The 15,424-nt window shown below is 42.5% G+C and carries 14 protein-coding genes, 2 tRNA genes and 1 other RNA gene; 4 read left to right on the forward strand and 13 right to left on the reverse strand.

Annotation, left to right across the window (positions count from 1 at the left end):
- Positions 1 to 6: 6 nt before the first annotated feature.
- Positions 7 to 1,149, reverse strand: coding sequence for a cysteine desulfurase family protein (locus O3655_RS02730; RefSeq protein WP_049490775.1), 1,143 nt, complete (start codon positions 1,147 to 1,149; stop codon positions 7 to 9).
- 137 nt (positions 1,150 to 1,286) lie between these two features.
- Here O3655_RS02730 and O3655_RS02735 point away from each other — a divergent pair, with 137 nt between their 5' ends.
- Positions 1,287 to 1,715: a DUF6556 family protein gene (locus O3655_RS02735; protein ID WP_042902436.1), complete on the forward strand. Its 429-nt coding sequence runs from the start codon at positions 1,287 to 1,289 to the stop codon at positions 1,713 to 1,715.
- Between the two features lie 44 nt (positions 1,716 to 1,759).
- Here the strand turns inward: O3655_RS02735 and O3655_RS02740 are convergent, their stop codons facing one another.
- The 4 genes from O3655_RS02740 to O3655_RS02755 form a co-directional block, all read right to left on the reverse strand.
- Positions 1,760 to 4,066, reverse strand: coding sequence for a DNA translocase FtsK (locus O3655_RS02740; RefSeq protein WP_268699733.1), 2,307 nt, complete (start codon positions 4,064 to 4,066; stop codon positions 1,760 to 1,762).
- 86 nt (positions 4,067 to 4,152) lie between these two features.
- Entirely contained in the window at positions 4,153 to 6,105 is a 1,953-nt protein-coding gene (locus O3655_RS02745; protein WP_371641150.1) for a fructose-specific PTS transporter subunit EIIC, read from the reverse strand.
- Positions 6,102 to 7,013 carry a 1-phosphofructokinase gene (gene pfkB, locus O3655_RS02750; protein ID WP_070696957.1) on the reverse strand — a complete coding sequence of 304 codons (912 nt, stop codon included), beginning with the start codon at positions 7,011 to 7,013 and terminating at the stop codon, positions 6,102 to 6,104. Before pfkB ends, O3655_RS02745 begins: the two co-directional genes overlap by 4 nt.
- Positions 7,010 to 7,750 carry a DeoR/GlpR family DNA-binding transcription regulator gene (locus O3655_RS02755; RefSeq protein WP_000920647.1) on the reverse strand — a complete coding sequence of 247 codons (741 nt, stop codon included), beginning with the start codon at positions 7,748 to 7,750 and terminating at the stop codon, positions 7,010 to 7,012. The genes pfkB and O3655_RS02755 overlap by 4 nt, the downstream gene beginning before the upstream one ends.
- 161 nt (positions 7,751 to 7,911) lie before the next feature.
- Between O3655_RS02755 and O3655_RS02760 the strand changes: the two genes are divergently transcribed.
- Positions 7,912 to 7,999 (forward strand) — tRNA-Ser (locus O3655_RS02760).
- 192 nt (positions 8,000 to 8,191) lie between these two features.
- On the opposite strand, the gene O3655_RS02765 is transcribed toward O3655_RS02760, so the two are convergent.
- The 6 genes from O3655_RS02765 to O3655_RS02790 all read right to left on the reverse strand — a co-directional run bounded on the left by O3655_RS02765 (position 8,192) and on the right by O3655_RS02790 (position 12,615).
- Positions 8,192 to 9,151 (reverse strand): hypothetical protein, encoded by a 960-nt coding sequence (locus tag O3655_RS02765; protein WP_000721422.1) that lies wholly within the window; start codon positions 9,149 to 9,151, stop codon positions 8,192 to 8,194.
- Positions 9,152 to 9,230: 79 nt separating this feature from the next.
- A tRNA-Ser gene (locus O3655_RS02770) sits at positions 9,231 to 9,318 on the reverse strand.
- An 83-nt stretch (positions 9,319 to 9,401) separates the two neighbouring features.
- Positions 9,402 to 9,749: a transfer-messenger RNA gene (gene ssrA / locus O3655_RS02775) on the reverse strand.
- Positions 9,750 to 9,807: 58 nt separating this feature from the next.
- Positions 9,808 to 10,443, reverse strand: coding sequence for an SGNH/GDSL hydrolase family protein (locus tag O3655_RS02780; RefSeq protein ID WP_371641151.1), 636 nt, complete (start codon positions 10,441 to 10,443; stop codon positions 9,808 to 9,810).
- 1 nt (position 10,444) lies between these two features.
- Positions 10,445 to 11,272, reverse strand: coding sequence for an HAD family hydrolase (locus O3655_RS02785; protein WP_371641152.1), 828 nt, complete (start codon positions 11,270 to 11,272; stop codon positions 10,445 to 10,447).
- A 23-nt stretch (positions 11,273 to 11,295) separates the two neighbouring features.
- Positions 11,296 to 12,615 (reverse strand): CapA family protein, encoded by a 1,320-nt coding sequence (locus tag O3655_RS02790; protein ID WP_083306903.1) that lies wholly within the window; start codon positions 12,613 to 12,615, stop codon positions 11,296 to 11,298.
- A 155-nt stretch (positions 12,616 to 12,770) separates the two neighbouring features.
- On the opposite strand from O3655_RS02790, the gene def reads away from it, so the two are divergent.
- Positions 12,771 to 13,382 (forward strand): peptide deformylase, encoded by a 612-nt coding sequence (gene def, locus O3655_RS02795; RefSeq protein ID WP_042767740.1) that lies wholly within the window; start codon positions 12,771 to 12,773, stop codon positions 13,380 to 13,382.
- 44 nt (positions 13,383 to 13,426) lie between these two features.
- Positions 13,427 to 14,155: a 23S rRNA (guanosine(2251)-2'-O)-methyltransferase RlmB gene (rlmB, locus tag O3655_RS02800; protein ID WP_042902491.1), complete on the forward strand. Its 729-nt coding sequence runs from the start codon at positions 13,427 to 13,429 to the stop codon at positions 14,153 to 14,155.
- A 35-nt stretch (positions 14,156 to 14,190) separates the two neighbouring features.
- Here the strand turns inward: rlmB and trxB are convergent, their stop codons facing one another.
- Positions 14,191 to 15,102, reverse strand: coding sequence for a thioredoxin-disulfide reductase (trxB, locus tag O3655_RS02805; protein WP_049520742.1), 912 nt, complete (start codon positions 15,100 to 15,102; stop codon positions 14,191 to 14,193).
- A gap of 65 nt (positions 15,103 to 15,167) precedes the next feature.
- Positions 15,168 to 15,392 carry a DUF4059 family protein gene (locus O3655_RS02810; protein WP_371641153.1) on the reverse strand — a complete coding sequence of 75 codons (225 nt, stop codon included), beginning with the start codon at positions 15,390 to 15,392 and terminating at the stop codon, positions 15,168 to 15,170.
- Between the last annotated feature and the right edge of the window lie 32 nt (positions 15,393 to 15,424).

The raw sequence follows: 15,424 nt of genomic DNA on the forward strand, positions 1-15,424 counted from the left end.
ATGCTCCTATCTTACTTTTCTAGTTTGATTGTAAATTAATTTTAGCTTGGTCAAAAACTGCTCGACTTGACTCATATCATTTTCCAAGTCTAGGCTTAGACGCACAGCTGACTGGGCCTTATCTTTGTCCACTCCCATGGCAATCAAGGTCCCCGCAGGTTTCCCTGCCTTGGACGAACAAGCAGAGGTTGTGGAAATGAAAATATCATAGTCTTCAAAGGCGTGAACGATGACTTCACCACGAACACCCTTAATCCCAAAAGTCAGGATATGAGGGGCAAAGTCTTCCTCATCTGAAAAGACAAAAATATCTGGATAATCCAGAAGGGCTTGACGAATGACTGCCTTCATCTGGCTTGTCTTAGCAGTAAATAAGTCTAGATTTTCCATAGCCAAACGGAGAGCTTTGGCTGTTGCAGCAATCCCTGCCACATTTTCAGTTGTCGAACGATAGTCTCCCTCTTGACCACCACCAGTTAAAAGAGGCATGATCCTCTTACCAGACTTGATATAGACAAATCCAACACCTCTGACACCATGAAATTTATGACTTGAGAAGGTCGCAAAATCCACTCGATCCGTCAAGTATTTTTCAGTCGGAATCTTAGCAAGTGCTTGAACTGCATCAACATGGAAGGAAATAGTCGGCTTATCTGCTAACAGTTTTGAAATAGCCTCAATAGGCTGGATAGAGCCGATTTCATTGTTAACTGCCATGATGGAGACAAGGATTGTATCAGGTCGTATCAAACTTGTTAGAGCCTTGACATCTAAAAATCCTTTCTCATCAACTGGGGCAATATCCACCTCAAAACCTTGACTTTTCAGCCAGAGTGCTGACTCCTTGACTGCTGGATGCTCAATAGCTGATACGATGATGTGCTTGCCAAACTGGGCTTTTTCAAAGGCCACACCCTTGATGACCCAGTTATCTCCTTCTGTACCACCTGAGGTAAAGAAGATTTCATCACTCTTCTTCCCAATCAAATCTGCAATTTGCTGCCGGGAAGCATCTAAAATTCGTGTTGCCTGGTCTCCCAAACGATGGAGGCTAGATGGATTTCCTACAATTTTTGAAGCAACCTGCATATAGGTCTCAAGTGCTTCAGGATAAGGCTTGGTCGTTGCCGAATTATCAAAGTAGATCATGTTTTCTCACGCTTTCTAAAATCACTCCTTCTATTGTATCACGAAAAGAGACCTGCGACAAGAAAGGGAGGTTTCTCTTTTTTTAAGATTTTTTTAAAGAAATGAGGTATAATAAATCATAATCAAAGGAGAGTATCATGTCTAACTATCGTAGAACTTCTAATAAATCAAAAACAGAACACATCAAAAAGGGATTTACTGTCTTTCAAAAAACGATTGCTACCATCGGTAGTATCCTTGGTCTCATCACCGCTACTATCACCATCATGAACGCCATGGACAATAACAAAAACAACAAAAAAGAACCGACGACAACTCAAACAACTGTTGTCAAGGAAATTCAAAAAGAATCCCCTCAGGAAAATACTACTCCTAACAGGGACAACACTTCTACTAAAGAAAATACCACGCAAGAAGAAACTTCTCAAACCAATAAAAAAGAGGAGAAAAAAGAAGAGCAGAAAACAACAACTCAGGACTCTTCTACACCAGCTACAAATAAAGAAACAAGCGATAACGGAACACAGTCAAATACGACGAGTTCTGAAACTAAAACGAACCAGTAATCACCAAAATAGCTTCTTTCCAAATTTGGAAAGAAGCTATTTTTTTATTGTTGCAATACTTTTCGTGGTTTGGTTCCCTCAGCTGGACCGATGACACCTGCCATTTCGAGCTCTTCCATCAGGCGGGTCGCACGATTAAATCCAACTGACAAACGACGCTGAATCATCGAAGCACTAGCTTTCTGGGTTTCGATAACCAAAGCCTTGGCTTCTTCAAAAAGCGGATCGCCACCAGCTTCACCATCAGAAAAATCTCCTTCATTTTCAGGAACATCTCCTGGGTCAAAGCTTTCATCGTAGTCCGCATCTGCCTGAGCCTTGATGAAGTTTACGATACGTTCAACATCATCATCCGAGATAAAGGAGCCTTGCAGACGGACTGGATGATTTTCATCAATTGGTTTAAAGAGCATATCTCCTCGACCAAGCAGTTTTTCTGCTCCATTCTCATCCAAGATGGTTCGTGAATCTGTACCTGATGAAACTGCAAAAGCCACACGAGATGGGACATTGGCCTTGATAAGACCAGAGATGACATCAACCGATGGACGTTGCGTTGCGAGAATCATGTGAATCCCTGCAGCACGCGCCTTCTGTCCGAGACGAATGATGGCATCTTCCACTTCCTTGCTAGCCACCATCATGAGGTCTGCCAACTCGTCCACAATGACAACAATCAAAGGCAGCGGTACTTGTTTGTACTCAGATTGGCTATTATATTCCTCGACCTTGGCATTGTAACCAGCGATATTTCGTACTCCAACCTTAGCAAAGAGTTCGTAACGATTTTCCATCTCATCCACAACCTTTTGCAGGGCCTTGCTGGCCTTGCGTGGATTGGTCACAACTGGAATCAAGAGGTGAGGAATGTCATTGTAAACCGATAACTCAACCATCTTTGGATCCACCATCATAAACTTGACCTGGTCGGGTCTTGCTTTCATCAGAATGCTAGCGATAATACCGTTAACTGCGACTGACTTCCCTGATCCCGTCGAACCTGCAACGAGTAGGTGGGGCATCTTGGAAAGGTCAAAGGTTCGAGCTGTTCCATTGACAGCCTTACCTAGAGGAATTTCGAGGAGATTTTCTGGTTTAGTCTGAGACTGTTCCCAGAGTTCACGGAAGGAAACGGTCGCAATTTCAGAGTTAGGAACCTCAATTCCGACTAAGGATTTACCAGGGATTGGAGCCTCAATCCGAACATCCTTGGCCGCAAGAGCCAGCGCTAAGTCGTCTGCCAGATTGGAAATACGGTTAACCCGTACACCAACTGCTGGCTTGACTTCATACTTGGTTACTGATGGGCCGATTTCAGCCCGTTCCACCGTCACCTTGATACCAAAGCTGGCAAAGGTTTCTTCTAGGATTTTGATATTTTCTCGAACAATCTTCTTTTCCTTGGACTGATCTTTGGGTTTATCTGGCGCAAAGAGTTGCAAGCTTGGTAGCTTGTATTCAAGGGCTTCCTTAGCAGAAAAATCAACCTGTACCTCTTCATCCTCAAAGTCTTCTTCCACATCAGGAACGTCAAAATCAGTTTTAGGGAGGATAATCTCCGGTTCGATCCATTCTTCCTCAGGAATTGGGGGGAAATCGTAGTCTGGTACTTCTGATAAGATTTCTCCCGTTTCAGGATCTACAGGAGGAAGCGGCAGCGCATCCTGTTCTTCTTGTTCTCTCTGAATTCTGGCGGCTTCTTCAGCTTCTTGACGAGCCTTCTCTTCTTCTCTCTTGATGAAGCGTTCCTGTTTTCTCTGTTCCTGTTTTTCCATGAAAGATCTGAACTGAGCTCCAATAAAGGCTGCGACATCGTAAATAGACCAAGGACTAACTAAGAGTGCCCCAACTAGAATCAAGAGAACTCCAATAAAGTACGATCCGATATTTGAGAAAAGAAAGGCTATGGGGATATAAAGTCCAACACCAAGCAGGCCTCCACCAGCGAAGCTAGTCACCCGCATACCAGTCAGGTCCGTCATAACTTGAGACAAGGTCCCTTTTAGAACTGACTGCTCCAAGCCATATTTCCATACCAAGTAGGCCTCAAAAATCAAGAGCAAGCCAGCGAAGATACAAAGAAATCCTGACAGAAGTCCCTCTTGCTTGCGGATCCATTTAAAAAGAAAAAGATAGATGAGGAGGGCACCTATGGCCACATAGGCCAAACTTCCAACCACCAGTCGAATGAGATTGTAAAGAGTGACACCTGCTGCACCGAGTTTAAGGGCTGCAATAATCAATAACAAGGCGATCCCTAAGGAAATCAACATCCTCTGGATAGCCTGTTTTCTTTCAAGTTCTGCTTTAGACGGTCTCCGTCTTGTTTTTGTAGTATTCTTGTTTACCATTCTTTTATTATACCATATTTCACAGCCATTTCGAATAGAGAAAAAGATTGCACCAAATGGTAACAATCTTTCTATTCTAATACTTTTTATGCTTGTGGTTTGCGTAGGTAACCATAAACCACACCACTTACAATTGCGCCTGCCAAGACAGAGACAAGGTAAAGAAGGGCATTTGAAGTTAGGGCGATAACGAAGATTCCTCCGTGTGGTGCCATGAGTTTGATTCCTGCAAGACCAACGAGTCCCCCTGCTACTGCTGAACCAAGGATAAAGCTTGGAATCGCACGAGCTGGGTCTGCTGCACCAAATGGGATCGCTCCTTCAGTGATGAATGACAAGCCCATGATGATGTTTGTCAAACCAGAGTTACGTTCTTCTTTAGTAAATTTATCTTTGAAAAGAAGGGTTGCGACAAAGATGGCAAGTGGTGGAACCATTCCTCCAGCCATAACTGCTGCCATGGCTACAGAACCACCTGAAGAAACAGTCGCTGCAAGCGTACCTGTACCAAAGACATAAGCAGCTTTGTTGACTGGTCCACCCATGTCAACAGCCATCATGCCTCCAAGAACGATACCAAGAAGAACAGCTGAACCTCCTCCAAGACCGCCTAGGAAATCATTCATAGCAGTGTTGATTGCTGCCATTGGAATGTTGACAGCCAACATAACAAATCCTGTCAAGATTGTTCCGAAAAGCGGTAGGATAAGGATAGATTTAGCACCTTCAAGTGAACGAGGAACTTTTACGTATTTCTTGATAGCAAGAACCAAGGCACCTGCGATAAATCCACCAACAAGGGCACCTAGGAAACCAGATGAGACACCTGCAAGAGTTGAAGTTGCTTCACCACCTGCGGCATAAGGAATTTTACCAAAGGCAAAACCTTCTTTGGCAATAGCACCAGCCACGAAACCAGCTACCAAACCTGGTTTTTCAGCGATAGAGTAGGCAACATATCCTGCAAAGACTGGAAGCATCAAGCCAAAGGCTGCTCCACCAATTTTCATGAACATCGAAGCTAGCTCATGGTAGGATCCGAGATTGCCAAGGCTATCTTGTGGCACACCAAAAGCTCCGTCGATCAAGAAAGCAAGGGCAATCATGATCCCACCACAGATAACGAATGGCAACATTTGGGAAACACCACTCATCAAGTGTTTGTAGAAAGCTCCACCGATACTTTGTTTTTCATTGCTTGCTGTTGCAGCTTTTGCTCCATTGGCAGCACGATAAACTTCAGCATCTCCTGAAAGAGCCAAGTTGATCAACTCTTCCGTCTTACGGATACCATCAGCAACTGGACGATTGATCAATGGTTTGCCATCAAAACGATCCATTTCAACGGCCTTGTCTGCTGCGATGATAACAGCTTTAGCCCTGAGAATGTCTTCTGCAGTTAGTTGGTTACCAACACCGCTAGCACCGTTGGTTTCGACCTTGATCCCAACACCCATTTCAGCAGCTACTTTTTGAAGGGCTTCTTGGGCCATGTAAGTGTGGGCGATACCTGTCGTACAAGCTGTAACAGCTACGATAAAGTCGCTAGAGTCATTAGCAGGTACTTGAACAGGTTCCTCAGCTTTTTCTGAAGCTTGGTCAAAGAGTTCGATAACTTGATCTGCAGATGTTACTTGACGAAGTTTGTCAGCAAAACCATCTTTCATCAAGTATTGAGACAATTCTGCCAAGGCTGCTAAGTGAGTATCATTGGCACCTTCTGGAGCAGCAATCATGAAGAAGAGGTCTGTTGGTTGCCCATCCAAGCTTTCGTAGTCAACACCCTTGTTTGACTTAGCAAAGAGAACCGTTGCTTCTTTGACAGCAGAATTTTTACTGTGAGGCATAGCGATTCCATCACCCAAACCAGTGGAAGTGAGAGCTTCACGCGCTAAAATTCCTTCTTTAAAGGTTTCAAAATCCGTCACGTAACCGTGATCTACCAAGCTATGAATCATCTCTTCGATGACAGCTGTTTTTTCAGTTGCCTGTAAATCCAGCAACATGACATCTTTTCTCAATAGGTCTTGAATTTTCATCGTTTTTCTACCTCAACTTTTTCATATGTTTCTTTAATAAAGTCCGCTGTTGCCAAGTCATCTGAGAAGGTCGTTGCTGTGCCACAAGCAACTCCCCATTTGAAGGCTTCTATTGCGTCTTTTGATTTGACAAATTGACCTGTAAATCCAGCTACCATAGAGTCACCAGCCCCGACTGAATTTTTGACTGTTCCCTTGATAGGTTTGGCGAAGTAAGCTCCCTCAGATGTGACAAGAAGAGCACCGTCGCCAGCCATGGAGATAATAACGTTTTGAGCTCCTTTGGCCAGTAACTGACGAGCATAGTTCTCGATTTCATCTAAACTTTCGAGTTTCACTCCAAAGATAGCTCCAAGCTCGTGATTGTTTGGTTTAACCAAAAGTGGCTGGTAGTCCAAACTATCAATCAAGGTCTGTCCTTCAAAGTCACAAACCACTTGCGCACCAGTCTGGCGTGTCAAGGCAATCAAATCTTTGTAAATAACATTACCTAGATTCTTAGCACTCGAACCCGCAAACACAACCGTATCATCTGCTGTCAGACTAGACAAAATAGCTTTCAACTCTTCTAGCTGAGCCGGTTCCACATTTGGACCAGTCCCGTTGATTTCTGTTTCTTGGTCTGCTTTAATCTTGACATTGATGCGAGTATCTTCTGCTACTTGGACAAAACGAGTTTCGATTTCTTCCTCTGTAAGGGTATCTGTGATAAATTTACCAGTAAAACCTCCGATAAATCCAGTCGCAGTATTTGGAATACCCAAGCGTTTCAAAACACGACTGACATTGATTCCTTTCCCACCAGCAAACTTATCATCACTGTCCATACGATTGACACTACCGACTTGAACTTGGTCCAAGCGCACGATATAGTCAATGGATGGATTGAGTGTGACTGTATAAATCATACTTCTATTACCTCCGTTTTCTTCTTAATAGCCTGCAAGAGCTCATGCCCTTGACTTGTGATGACAATAGCGCGTTTAAGTGGTGCTACCTTGGCAAAGCAAGTTTGTCCAATCTTAGACGAATCCACTAAGACATAGGTTTGTTTGGCATTCTCTAAAATAGCACGCTTAACGGCTCCCTCCTCCATATCAGGAGTCGTATAATAACCATCGTCTACACCATTCATCCCAACAAAGGCACGGTCAAAGTGCAATTGATTGATTTGGTTAAGAGCAACACCACCGATACATGCATCTGTTGCCATCTTGACACTTCCTCCAACCATGACAGTTGGAATCTGTTTTTCAACCAACTGAACCGCATGGTGAATGGAGTTGGTCACAACTGTAATATTCTTATTAACCAATTCCTTGATTAAAAAAGCAGTTGTCGTTCCAGCATCGATAAAAATGACATCTTTTTCCTTAATAAGAGAGGCTGCTTTCTGAGCCAGTAGCTTCTTCTCTTGAAGGTTTTTGACAGATTTTTCTTGGATGGTTTCTTCTTCCTGCAAGGAGTGGGGTAATTCTGCTCCACCATGCACACGGCGAAGCTTGTTTTCCGCCTCCAACTCATCCAAATCTCTTCGTACCGTTGATTCTGATGTTTCTAATAGACTAACCAATTTTTCTAGGGAAACCACATGATGTTGATTTAACTCTTCTAAAATCAGTTGCTTCCGCTCAGTTTTTAACACCAAATCACCTCCTGTTATCGTTTACACTATTCATTCTAGCACAATTTCTATCAAAGTCAAGCATTTTTTATCATTTTCTTTCAAATTCTATCATTTTTGTCTATTCCAACATTTTTATTGCAAGATAAGTGGCTTTATGGTAGACTATTTGAGTAAGTATTGGAAGATTACTCAAGAGGCTTAAGAGGCCGTGTTGGAAACGCGGTAGGCGTATAACAGCGTGCGTGGGTTCGAATCCCATGTCTTCCGTAGAAAAAAGAAAAACTGCACCTCAATGCAGTTTTTTATCGTTCTAAGAACAATATCTAGAAATGAAAGGCTGAGTTACTCTAACTATCACACCATATTTTTCTGTATCCTTCCCTATCCTAGAATCACTTTGATTTCATCAAAAAACAAGTAGTTTATTTTGACTACTTGTTTTTCTTCTAAATCTTGTGATTAGATATTGCTTTTATCTTTTTTATCTGAAGATTTGTCTGTTGATTTATCAGTGGATTTGTTTGAAGATTTATCAGAAGACTTGTCTGTTGATTTATCATTAGACTTAGTTGAGTTTTTACGGACAATTTTATCATAACCTTCTGTATCATCAAGCAACTCTGTTGCCAAAGTACGGTAATCTTCTTGTGAAATCAGCCAGTTTCCATCCTTATCCTTAGTTAATTTGATTTCAGTATCAAAATCACCAGTAGTGAAAGGTGTATGAGCTAAGTTAGGATCAACGTCACTGTAGGTTGAGAAATCTTTCTTGAATAGATGCTCAAAAATCCAGTAAGAAACCAATGTTTGGTAACGCTTGATGTCAACGTTTGAACCAGCTTGATTGTATTTACCTAGGTTATCAACACCTCCAATAAGAGTAGTGAGAACTTCCCTTGTAGATGAAGCCAATCCTTTAGAGTGTAACTTCTTAGAGTTGAAAGTAACAGTCGCTGTATTTCCTGATTCATCAACCTTCACGTCTTTAACAGTGTAAGAACCGATATCTTGATATAATCTACGTCTCATCTTCAAGAAACCTGAAATGGTTTCTTCTGGAGTTTCTACAGGGAAATCTTTGTGCCATTGTACTGAATAGGTAGATGCAGGTGAAAGCCCTTCTTCTTTGATTTTTTCACTTGTTTGTACAGCAAATACTGCCTCAGTCCATTTTTCATAAGTGTCGCCATAAATCTTCTTAAATCGAGCAGAGTCGCTAGTAAGAACTGAGTCTAAGAGAATCTCAGCATCTTTTGTAACTTTTTCTTTAACTTCTGCAGCTTCATCTTTCTTCTCAACTTGTTCCGTATTCTCCTTGTTATCAGAAGAAGCTTCAGATGACTGATTAGAAAATACAGAACATGCACCCAAGACAACTGTTGAAAGTGCTAAGATACTTAGTAACTTGATCTTTTTCATGTTTCACCTCTTTATGAAAATTTACTCTTGGAGACTACCTCCAAGGATAGTTGTTTAGAAAAACACTGGGTTTATCTAACGGAGAATGGGGGATTCGAACCCCCGCGCCAGTTACCCGACCTAACGATTTAGCAAACCGTCCTCTTCAGCCTCTTGAGTAATTCTCCACTAACACACTAGAATAAATAGGATACAACGAAGGATACAACAAAGGATATAATTTGGAAAAAATCTACTGTATACCTGTTCATAATGGAGCCGGTGGGAGTCGAACCCACGTCCAAACACCTGCCAACATATTTGTCTACAACCATAGGTTATGTATTGTTTTAACAATCCCTAGACACATAACTCAAGCCTAGGAACTGCGAGTCTATTAATCTCTTATCAAACCACTAGACAAGGCTTGATCGTATCTCGCTAATCATAAGACCTGTCATTGAACACGAGCAATCCAAATCAGGTCACGCCTGCTGGTTTTTAGGCAGCTAGAGCGTAAGAAGTGTTATTTTTTGCAGTTATATTTAACTGAGCGTTTACGTCGCCACACGGGTTGCAAAATATGCCTCATAATGCCTGTCGAATCCGTAACGACCCCAGGATGTTAGAACTATTATAACCTATCTTCAAAAAAAATGCAAAATCAAGCCGTTTCTTTAGAAAAGAACCCCTTTTAAGGCTTCTGATAAGGCTTGATAACCGGCTACACTTAGATGGAGCCCATCTGTTGTATAGGCTGATTGAAGTTGCCCTTCTGAATCTGCCAAACTATCATAAATTGGTAGAAAATCTACTTGCATATAGGCGGAGACTAGAGCCTCATAGGCTTGATTCCATTCTCTGATCTTTTCATTGGTACGAATATATACTGTCTGCTTGTATTCTTCTCCCTCATTGACTGGCAGAATGGAAAGGAGCTTTATTTGTGACAGCGGATATTCTCGGGCAATCGATTGGATTACACGCTCAAGATTATCCAAAGCATCATTCATGGGAATATCTTTTCCAATATCATTTGTCCCAATTAAGAGAACAATTTGATCCACAGCATCACCATAAAGATGGGCATCTAGGTTATCTAGCAAAAGTCCCGTCTGGTAGCCTCGAATGCCACGATTAACAATCGTCTTTGCCGTCCCAAACAACTCTTGCAGAGGGTAATATTCCACAATCGAATCACCAATAAAGATGATATCTGGCTCTAGGACAGAAACTTGATTCAATTCACGATACTTGGTTTGAATCTTTTCCTGCTCCTTTAAGAGCCAATTCTCTAATAACTGTACTGCCACCCTATCCCTCTTTCTCTAACCAATTCTCTAGAACTTGATAAACGCCCGCCTGGCTGTTAGCTGGTGCTAGGGCAGTCGCAACTGCCTTGACATTATCATCTGCATTTTCCATAGCATAGGCAATTCCAGCCATCTCCAACATCTCAACATCATTTTCACTATCACCAAAGGCCATGATTTGTTCCGATTGCAAATTCCAGCGCTTGAGTAATTTTTCCAATCCCCAAGCCTTGTGAACACCAGCCTGTAGGATATCGATACAACCATAACCGCTAGAAACAGCTCTTACATGACCATCAAAGAGATCATTAATTTCCTGCAAAACAGAACTGGATCGCTCTTTACCAACGACCATGCTCATCTTTAGAACTCCTCCAAAGAGGTCTGAGTTTAGCTCATCCACAAAATTGGTCCTTTGGTAAAGTTTTTCAATCATCTCTGGTGTCATAAATTTTTCTAGGTCTGTAAAAACAGTCCCTTCCTTGACAAAACTCCCGTTCATACTAGTGACGACGAACTGATCTCGGCACTCTCTCCCTTTAAAATGAAGGAGAGCCTTGTCAACCATAGCATCATCCCAGGTCTGCGCTTGAATCAGTTCATTGTTTTCAAAAATACGCGCCCCATTGGCAACGACTAGAACTACTCTACTCGCCAAGTGTTCTAGTAATTGCCTCATACGGTGAACTTCATTCCCCGTCGCAATGACAAAACGGATACCTCGTTCATCTAATTGGTCTAAAATCTTTTCTAAACGCGGCAAGTCCAGTTGCCCTCTTGGATCCAGCAAAGTTCCATCCATATCCGTTGCAATTAATTTAATCGTCATCTCGTCTCCTTTAGGGCGAGCGTCTACCACTTCAACCCTACATGTTCATTCATTTCTTTATAGGCCGTGTCAATTCGTTCCTTGGTCGCCTCGTCCAACTTGTCACGGTGACTGCCCCCCTCGATGAAGTCCTCTAGGATATAGGTCTGATAGAGGAAAAGCGGATAGCCTTCTGGAGAGTAAGTTCCTTTAGGTGTTCGATTGACCCAAGTAGGATGCGCTTTGGCGGTTTCAATCCTTGTCTTTCCATCTTTTTTCTTAATGGTCACATCCATAAGAACACCGCGCTCTGTCCACTTGGCATTTTCCTCGTCTTGCATGGTTTCAATGCGTTGATTTGAGAGGAAATTTCCCATGGAATAGATAATCAGTTTTTTGTCACCATCTTTTTCAACTGTTTCGGCAGGTTCAACGACGTGAGGATGTCCTCCAAAGATAATATCAGCTCCCCAGTCAATCATCTTATGGTACAGTGTTTTCTGTTCTTCCGTTGGTTCTAGCTGGTACTCAATTCCCATCTGAGGCATGATGACAGTAATATCCGCTTCTTTCTCTGCGCGCTCGATTTCTGCCTTCATCTTATCTTCATTCAAATCAGAAAGATAGCGATTATAGTCCTCTTGAGAGATATACTGCTCAATGCCATTAAAACCATAAGAATAGGCCAGGAGAGCTACCTTGATACCATTGACTTCCTTGATGACTATAGGGGCTTGGTCACGGGATTCATGTGTGTAGACTCCGATGGGTGTCATTCCAGCCTTTTCAATAGCTTGAGCCGTTGAAACCACTCCCTCAATTTGAGAATCCAAAATATGATTATGAGCCAAGTCTAGAACTTGGTAGCCTGCATCCTTGATCGCATCCATGACTTCCCCTGGTGCATTAAAAAGAGGATAACCTGCCAAGTAGTGGTCCTTGTTCACCGTTCCTTCAAAGTCACCAATCACCAAATCCGCTTGTTTGAGCCAGGGTTTTACATACTCAAAATTTTCATGGAAATCATAGGTCCCATCTTCTTTAAGAGCTGTTCGGTAGATAGGGATATGATAAAGAAGGTCACCATTTGCCATGATACGTGCCGTTGTTTCACCAGACTGATCTTCCTTGGATTGACCAGATGTACTAGCTGAATCAAGAGTTTGGCTACCAGGGCTTGTTCCCTTACTACCTTGTACTGCTCGAACTAATAAGTTCCCCCCCATGGATAAGGCAACTGCAAGCAATAACACAATAATAAACTGGGCATTGGTCCAGGATTTATAATTCCGAAAGAAATCCACACTAGTTCTCCACACCCCATAAAGAGAGCCCTGAGACCGTCTATCTTGTCGCTTTTCCATCTTTATTCCCCCTTGCTTTTTGGTGCAAGTCTTTTCTTTTATTATACCACAGACAAAAGAGGAATACCGTTTATTATATTATTTTTTAGGAACTTCTGCGACTTTCTTTCTCGCCTATTTTGTGTTATCATGTAGAGGTAATGAAAGGAGAGAAAATGTCTGCAATAGAACGTATTACAAAAGCTGCTCACTTAATTGATATGAACGATATTATCCGCGAGGGGAATCCAACTCTTCGCGCAGTTGCTGAGGAAGTTACTTTCCCACTGTCTGACCAGGAAATCATCCTTGGCGAAAAGATGATGCAATTCCTCAAACATTCCCAAGATCCTGTTATGGCTGAGAAAATGGGGCTCCGCGGTGGTGTTGGATTGGCTGCTCCCCAACTCGATATTTCAAAACGCATTATTGCCGTCTTGGTCCCAAATATTGTGGAAGAAGGTGAAACTCCACAGGAAGCCTACGACTTGCAAGCTATTATGTACAATCCAAAAATTGTCTCTCACTCTGTTCAGGACGCTGCTCTTGGCGAAGGAGAAGGTTGCCTGTCTGTTGACCGAAACGTGCCAGGCTATGTTGTCCGCCATGCTCGCGTTACTGTTGACTACTTTGACAAAGATGGCGAAAAACACCGTATCAAGCTCAAAGGATACAACTCTATCGTTGTCCAACATGAAATTGATCATCTAAACGGAATTATGTTTTACGATCGTATCAATGAGAAAGATCCATTTGCTGTCAAAGATGGTCTCCTCATCCTTGAATAAAGAAAATCCCGTTGCAAGACGGGGTTTTGTGTTATAATAGAGGCATGAAAACAAATGATATTGTCTATGGCGTCCACGCCGTTACAGAAGCCCTCCTTGCAAACACTGGAAATAAACTTTACCTCCAAGAAGATCTTCGAGGTAAGAATGTTGAAAAAGTCAAGGAACTGGCTACAGAAAAGAAGGTATCCATCTCTTGGACTTCAAAAAAATCCCTGTCTGAAATGACCGAAGGCGCTGTCCACCAAGGTTTTGTTTTACGAGTGTCAGAATTTGCCTATAGCGAACTTGATCACATCCTTGCCAAAACACGCCAAGAAGAAAATCCTTTGCTATTGATTCTGGATGGTCTAACTGACCCTCACAACTTAGGCTCTATCTTAAGGACTGCTGATGCGACCAATGTTTCAGGTGTCATCATTCCCAAGCACCGTGCTGTCGGAGTGACTCCTGTCGTTGCCAAAACGGCCACAGGTGCTATTGAGCATGTACCGATTGTGCGAGTTACCAACCTCAGTCAAACCCTAGACAAACTCAAGGCTGAAGGCTTCTGGACCTTTGGAACGGATATGAACGGTACTCCTTGCCACAAGTGGAATACAAAAGGGAAAATCGCCCTCATCATCGGAAATGAAGGAAAAGGCATCTCCAGCAACATCAAAAAACAGGTTGATGAGATGATTACCATTCCGATGAATGGGCATGTTCAAAGTCTCAATGCCAGTGTTGCTGCAGCCATTCTCATGTACGAAGTTTTCCGAAACCGACTATAAAAAAGTTTCCAATCAAGTGATTGGAAACTTTTTTCTTAACTATGTTCTGTAATAAACTTGTAGGCTTCTTGACCAGCGATAGCCCCATCTCCAACTGCTGTTGTCACTTGGCGAAGGTCTTTCTGGCGAACATCTCCAACTGCAAAGATACCGTCAACGGCCGTCTTCATGTGATTATCTGTCACAATCCAGCCTGCCTGGTCTTGAATATTCAATTCTTTAACAAAATCGCTAACAGGATCCAAACCGACATAGATAAAGACACCACCGAAGGCTTGCTCTGTCACTTGACCCGTTTTTACATTTTCAAATACGACAGATTCTACTCGGTTTTCACCTTTGATTTCCTTGACAACAGAATCCCAGATAAAGTTGACTTTCTCATTTGCAAAAGCACGGTCTTGCAAAACCTTTTGGGCACGAAGTTCATCTCGACGGTGAACAATAGTGACGGACTTGGCAAAGCGAGTCAAGAAGAGAGCTTCTTCTACCGCTGAATCTCCACCACCGACTACGAGCAAGTCTTGATCACGGAAGAAAGCTCCATCACAGACCGCACAGTAAGAAACACCTCGACTGTTCAGTTCTTCTTCTCCGGGAACTCCCAAAAGACGGTGTTTAGAACCAGTTGCTACAATGACAGTACGGGTTTCGTATACTTGATCATCAGTGATTACCTTCTTATAGTCACCCTGGTCTTCAATATTTTCAACATAGCCATAAAGATGCTCCACTCCAAGGTTTTCAAGTGGTTCAAACATCTTTTCAGCCAATTCAGGTCCACTGATGTTGGCATAACCTGGATAGTTTTCAATATCAGATGTGTTATTCATTTGCCCGCCTGGCAGACCACCTTCAATCAAAGCCACTTTCAGATTGCTGCGAGCAGCATATAAGGCAGCGGTCATTCCCGCAGGTCCAGCACCGACAATAATCGTATCGTACATTTCGATTCCTTCTTTCTTGTTGTAACTATCTTTATTCTAACTCATTCTTGCTAGTCACGCAAGGATTATGCCTTGAAAACCAAGATCAAACTCATGACGGCAAAGGATAATACCGGAACGACCAAAACTCCAATCATAATCATATCATAGAGATGAGCTTGGCGAGCTTTGGCTGTCTTGTCCACACCAGACATGGCTCTCAATCCGATCCAAATCCCCAGAAAAATCACGACAAGGATGGTAGTTAAGATCAAACTCTCGAAATACAAAGAAAATAGATGCAGTAGCATGATTTCTCTCGTTTCTATCTTTTTTAAAGAGT

It is taken from the genome of Streptococcus sp. 27098_8_70, from assembly GCF_041432215.1.
In the GTDB taxonomy this organism is placed as follows: Bacteria; Bacillota; Bacilli; order Lactobacillales; family Streptococcaceae; genus Streptococcus; species Streptococcus oralis_CP.

Bases quoted from the DNA above. Each gene is read 5' to 3' on its own strand.
- O3655_RS02730 (WP_049490775.1), bottom strand. From the start codon at position 1,149: ATGATCTACTTTGATAATTCGGCAACGACCAAGCCTTATCCTGAAGCA.
- O3655_RS02735 (WP_042902436.1), top strand. From the start codon at position 1,287: ATGTCTAACTATCGTAGAACTTCTAATAAATCAAAAACAGAACACATC.
- O3655_RS02740 (WP_268699733.1), bottom strand. From the start codon at position 4,066: ATGGTAAACAAGAATACTACAAAAACAAGACGGAGACCGTCTAAAGCA.
- O3655_RS02745 (WP_371641150.1), bottom strand. From the start codon at position 6,105: ATGAAAATTCAAGACCTATTGAGAAAAGATGTCATGTTGCTGGATTTA.
- pfkB (WP_070696957.1), bottom strand. From the start codon at position 7,013: ATGATTTATACAGTCACACTCAATCCATCCATTGACTATATCGTGCGC.
- O3655_RS02765 (WP_000721422.1), bottom strand. From the start codon at position 9,151: ATGAAAAAGATCAAGTTACTAAGTATCTTAGCACTTTCAACAGTTGTC.
- O3655_RS02785 (WP_371641152.1), bottom strand. From the start codon at position 11,272: ATGACGATTAAATTAATTGCAACGGATATGGATGGAACTTTGCTGGAT.
- O3655_RS02790 (WP_083306903.1), bottom strand. From the start codon at position 12,615: ATGGAAAAGCGACAAGATAGACGGTCTCAGGGCTCTCTTTATGGGGTG.
- def (WP_042767740.1), top strand. From the start codon at position 12,771: ATGTCTGCAATAGAACGTATTACAAAAGCTGCTCACTTAATTGATATG.
- rlmB (WP_042902491.1), top strand. From the start codon at position 13,427: ATGAAAACAAATGATATTGTCTATGGCGTCCACGCCGTTACAGAAGCC.
- trxB (WP_049520742.1), bottom strand. From the start codon at position 15,102: ATGTACGATACGATTATTGTCGGTGCTGGACCTGCGGGAATGACCGCT.
- O3655_RS02810 (WP_371641153.1), bottom strand. From the start codon at position 15,392: ATGCTACTGCATCTATTTTCTTTGTATTTCGAGAGTTTGATCTTAACT.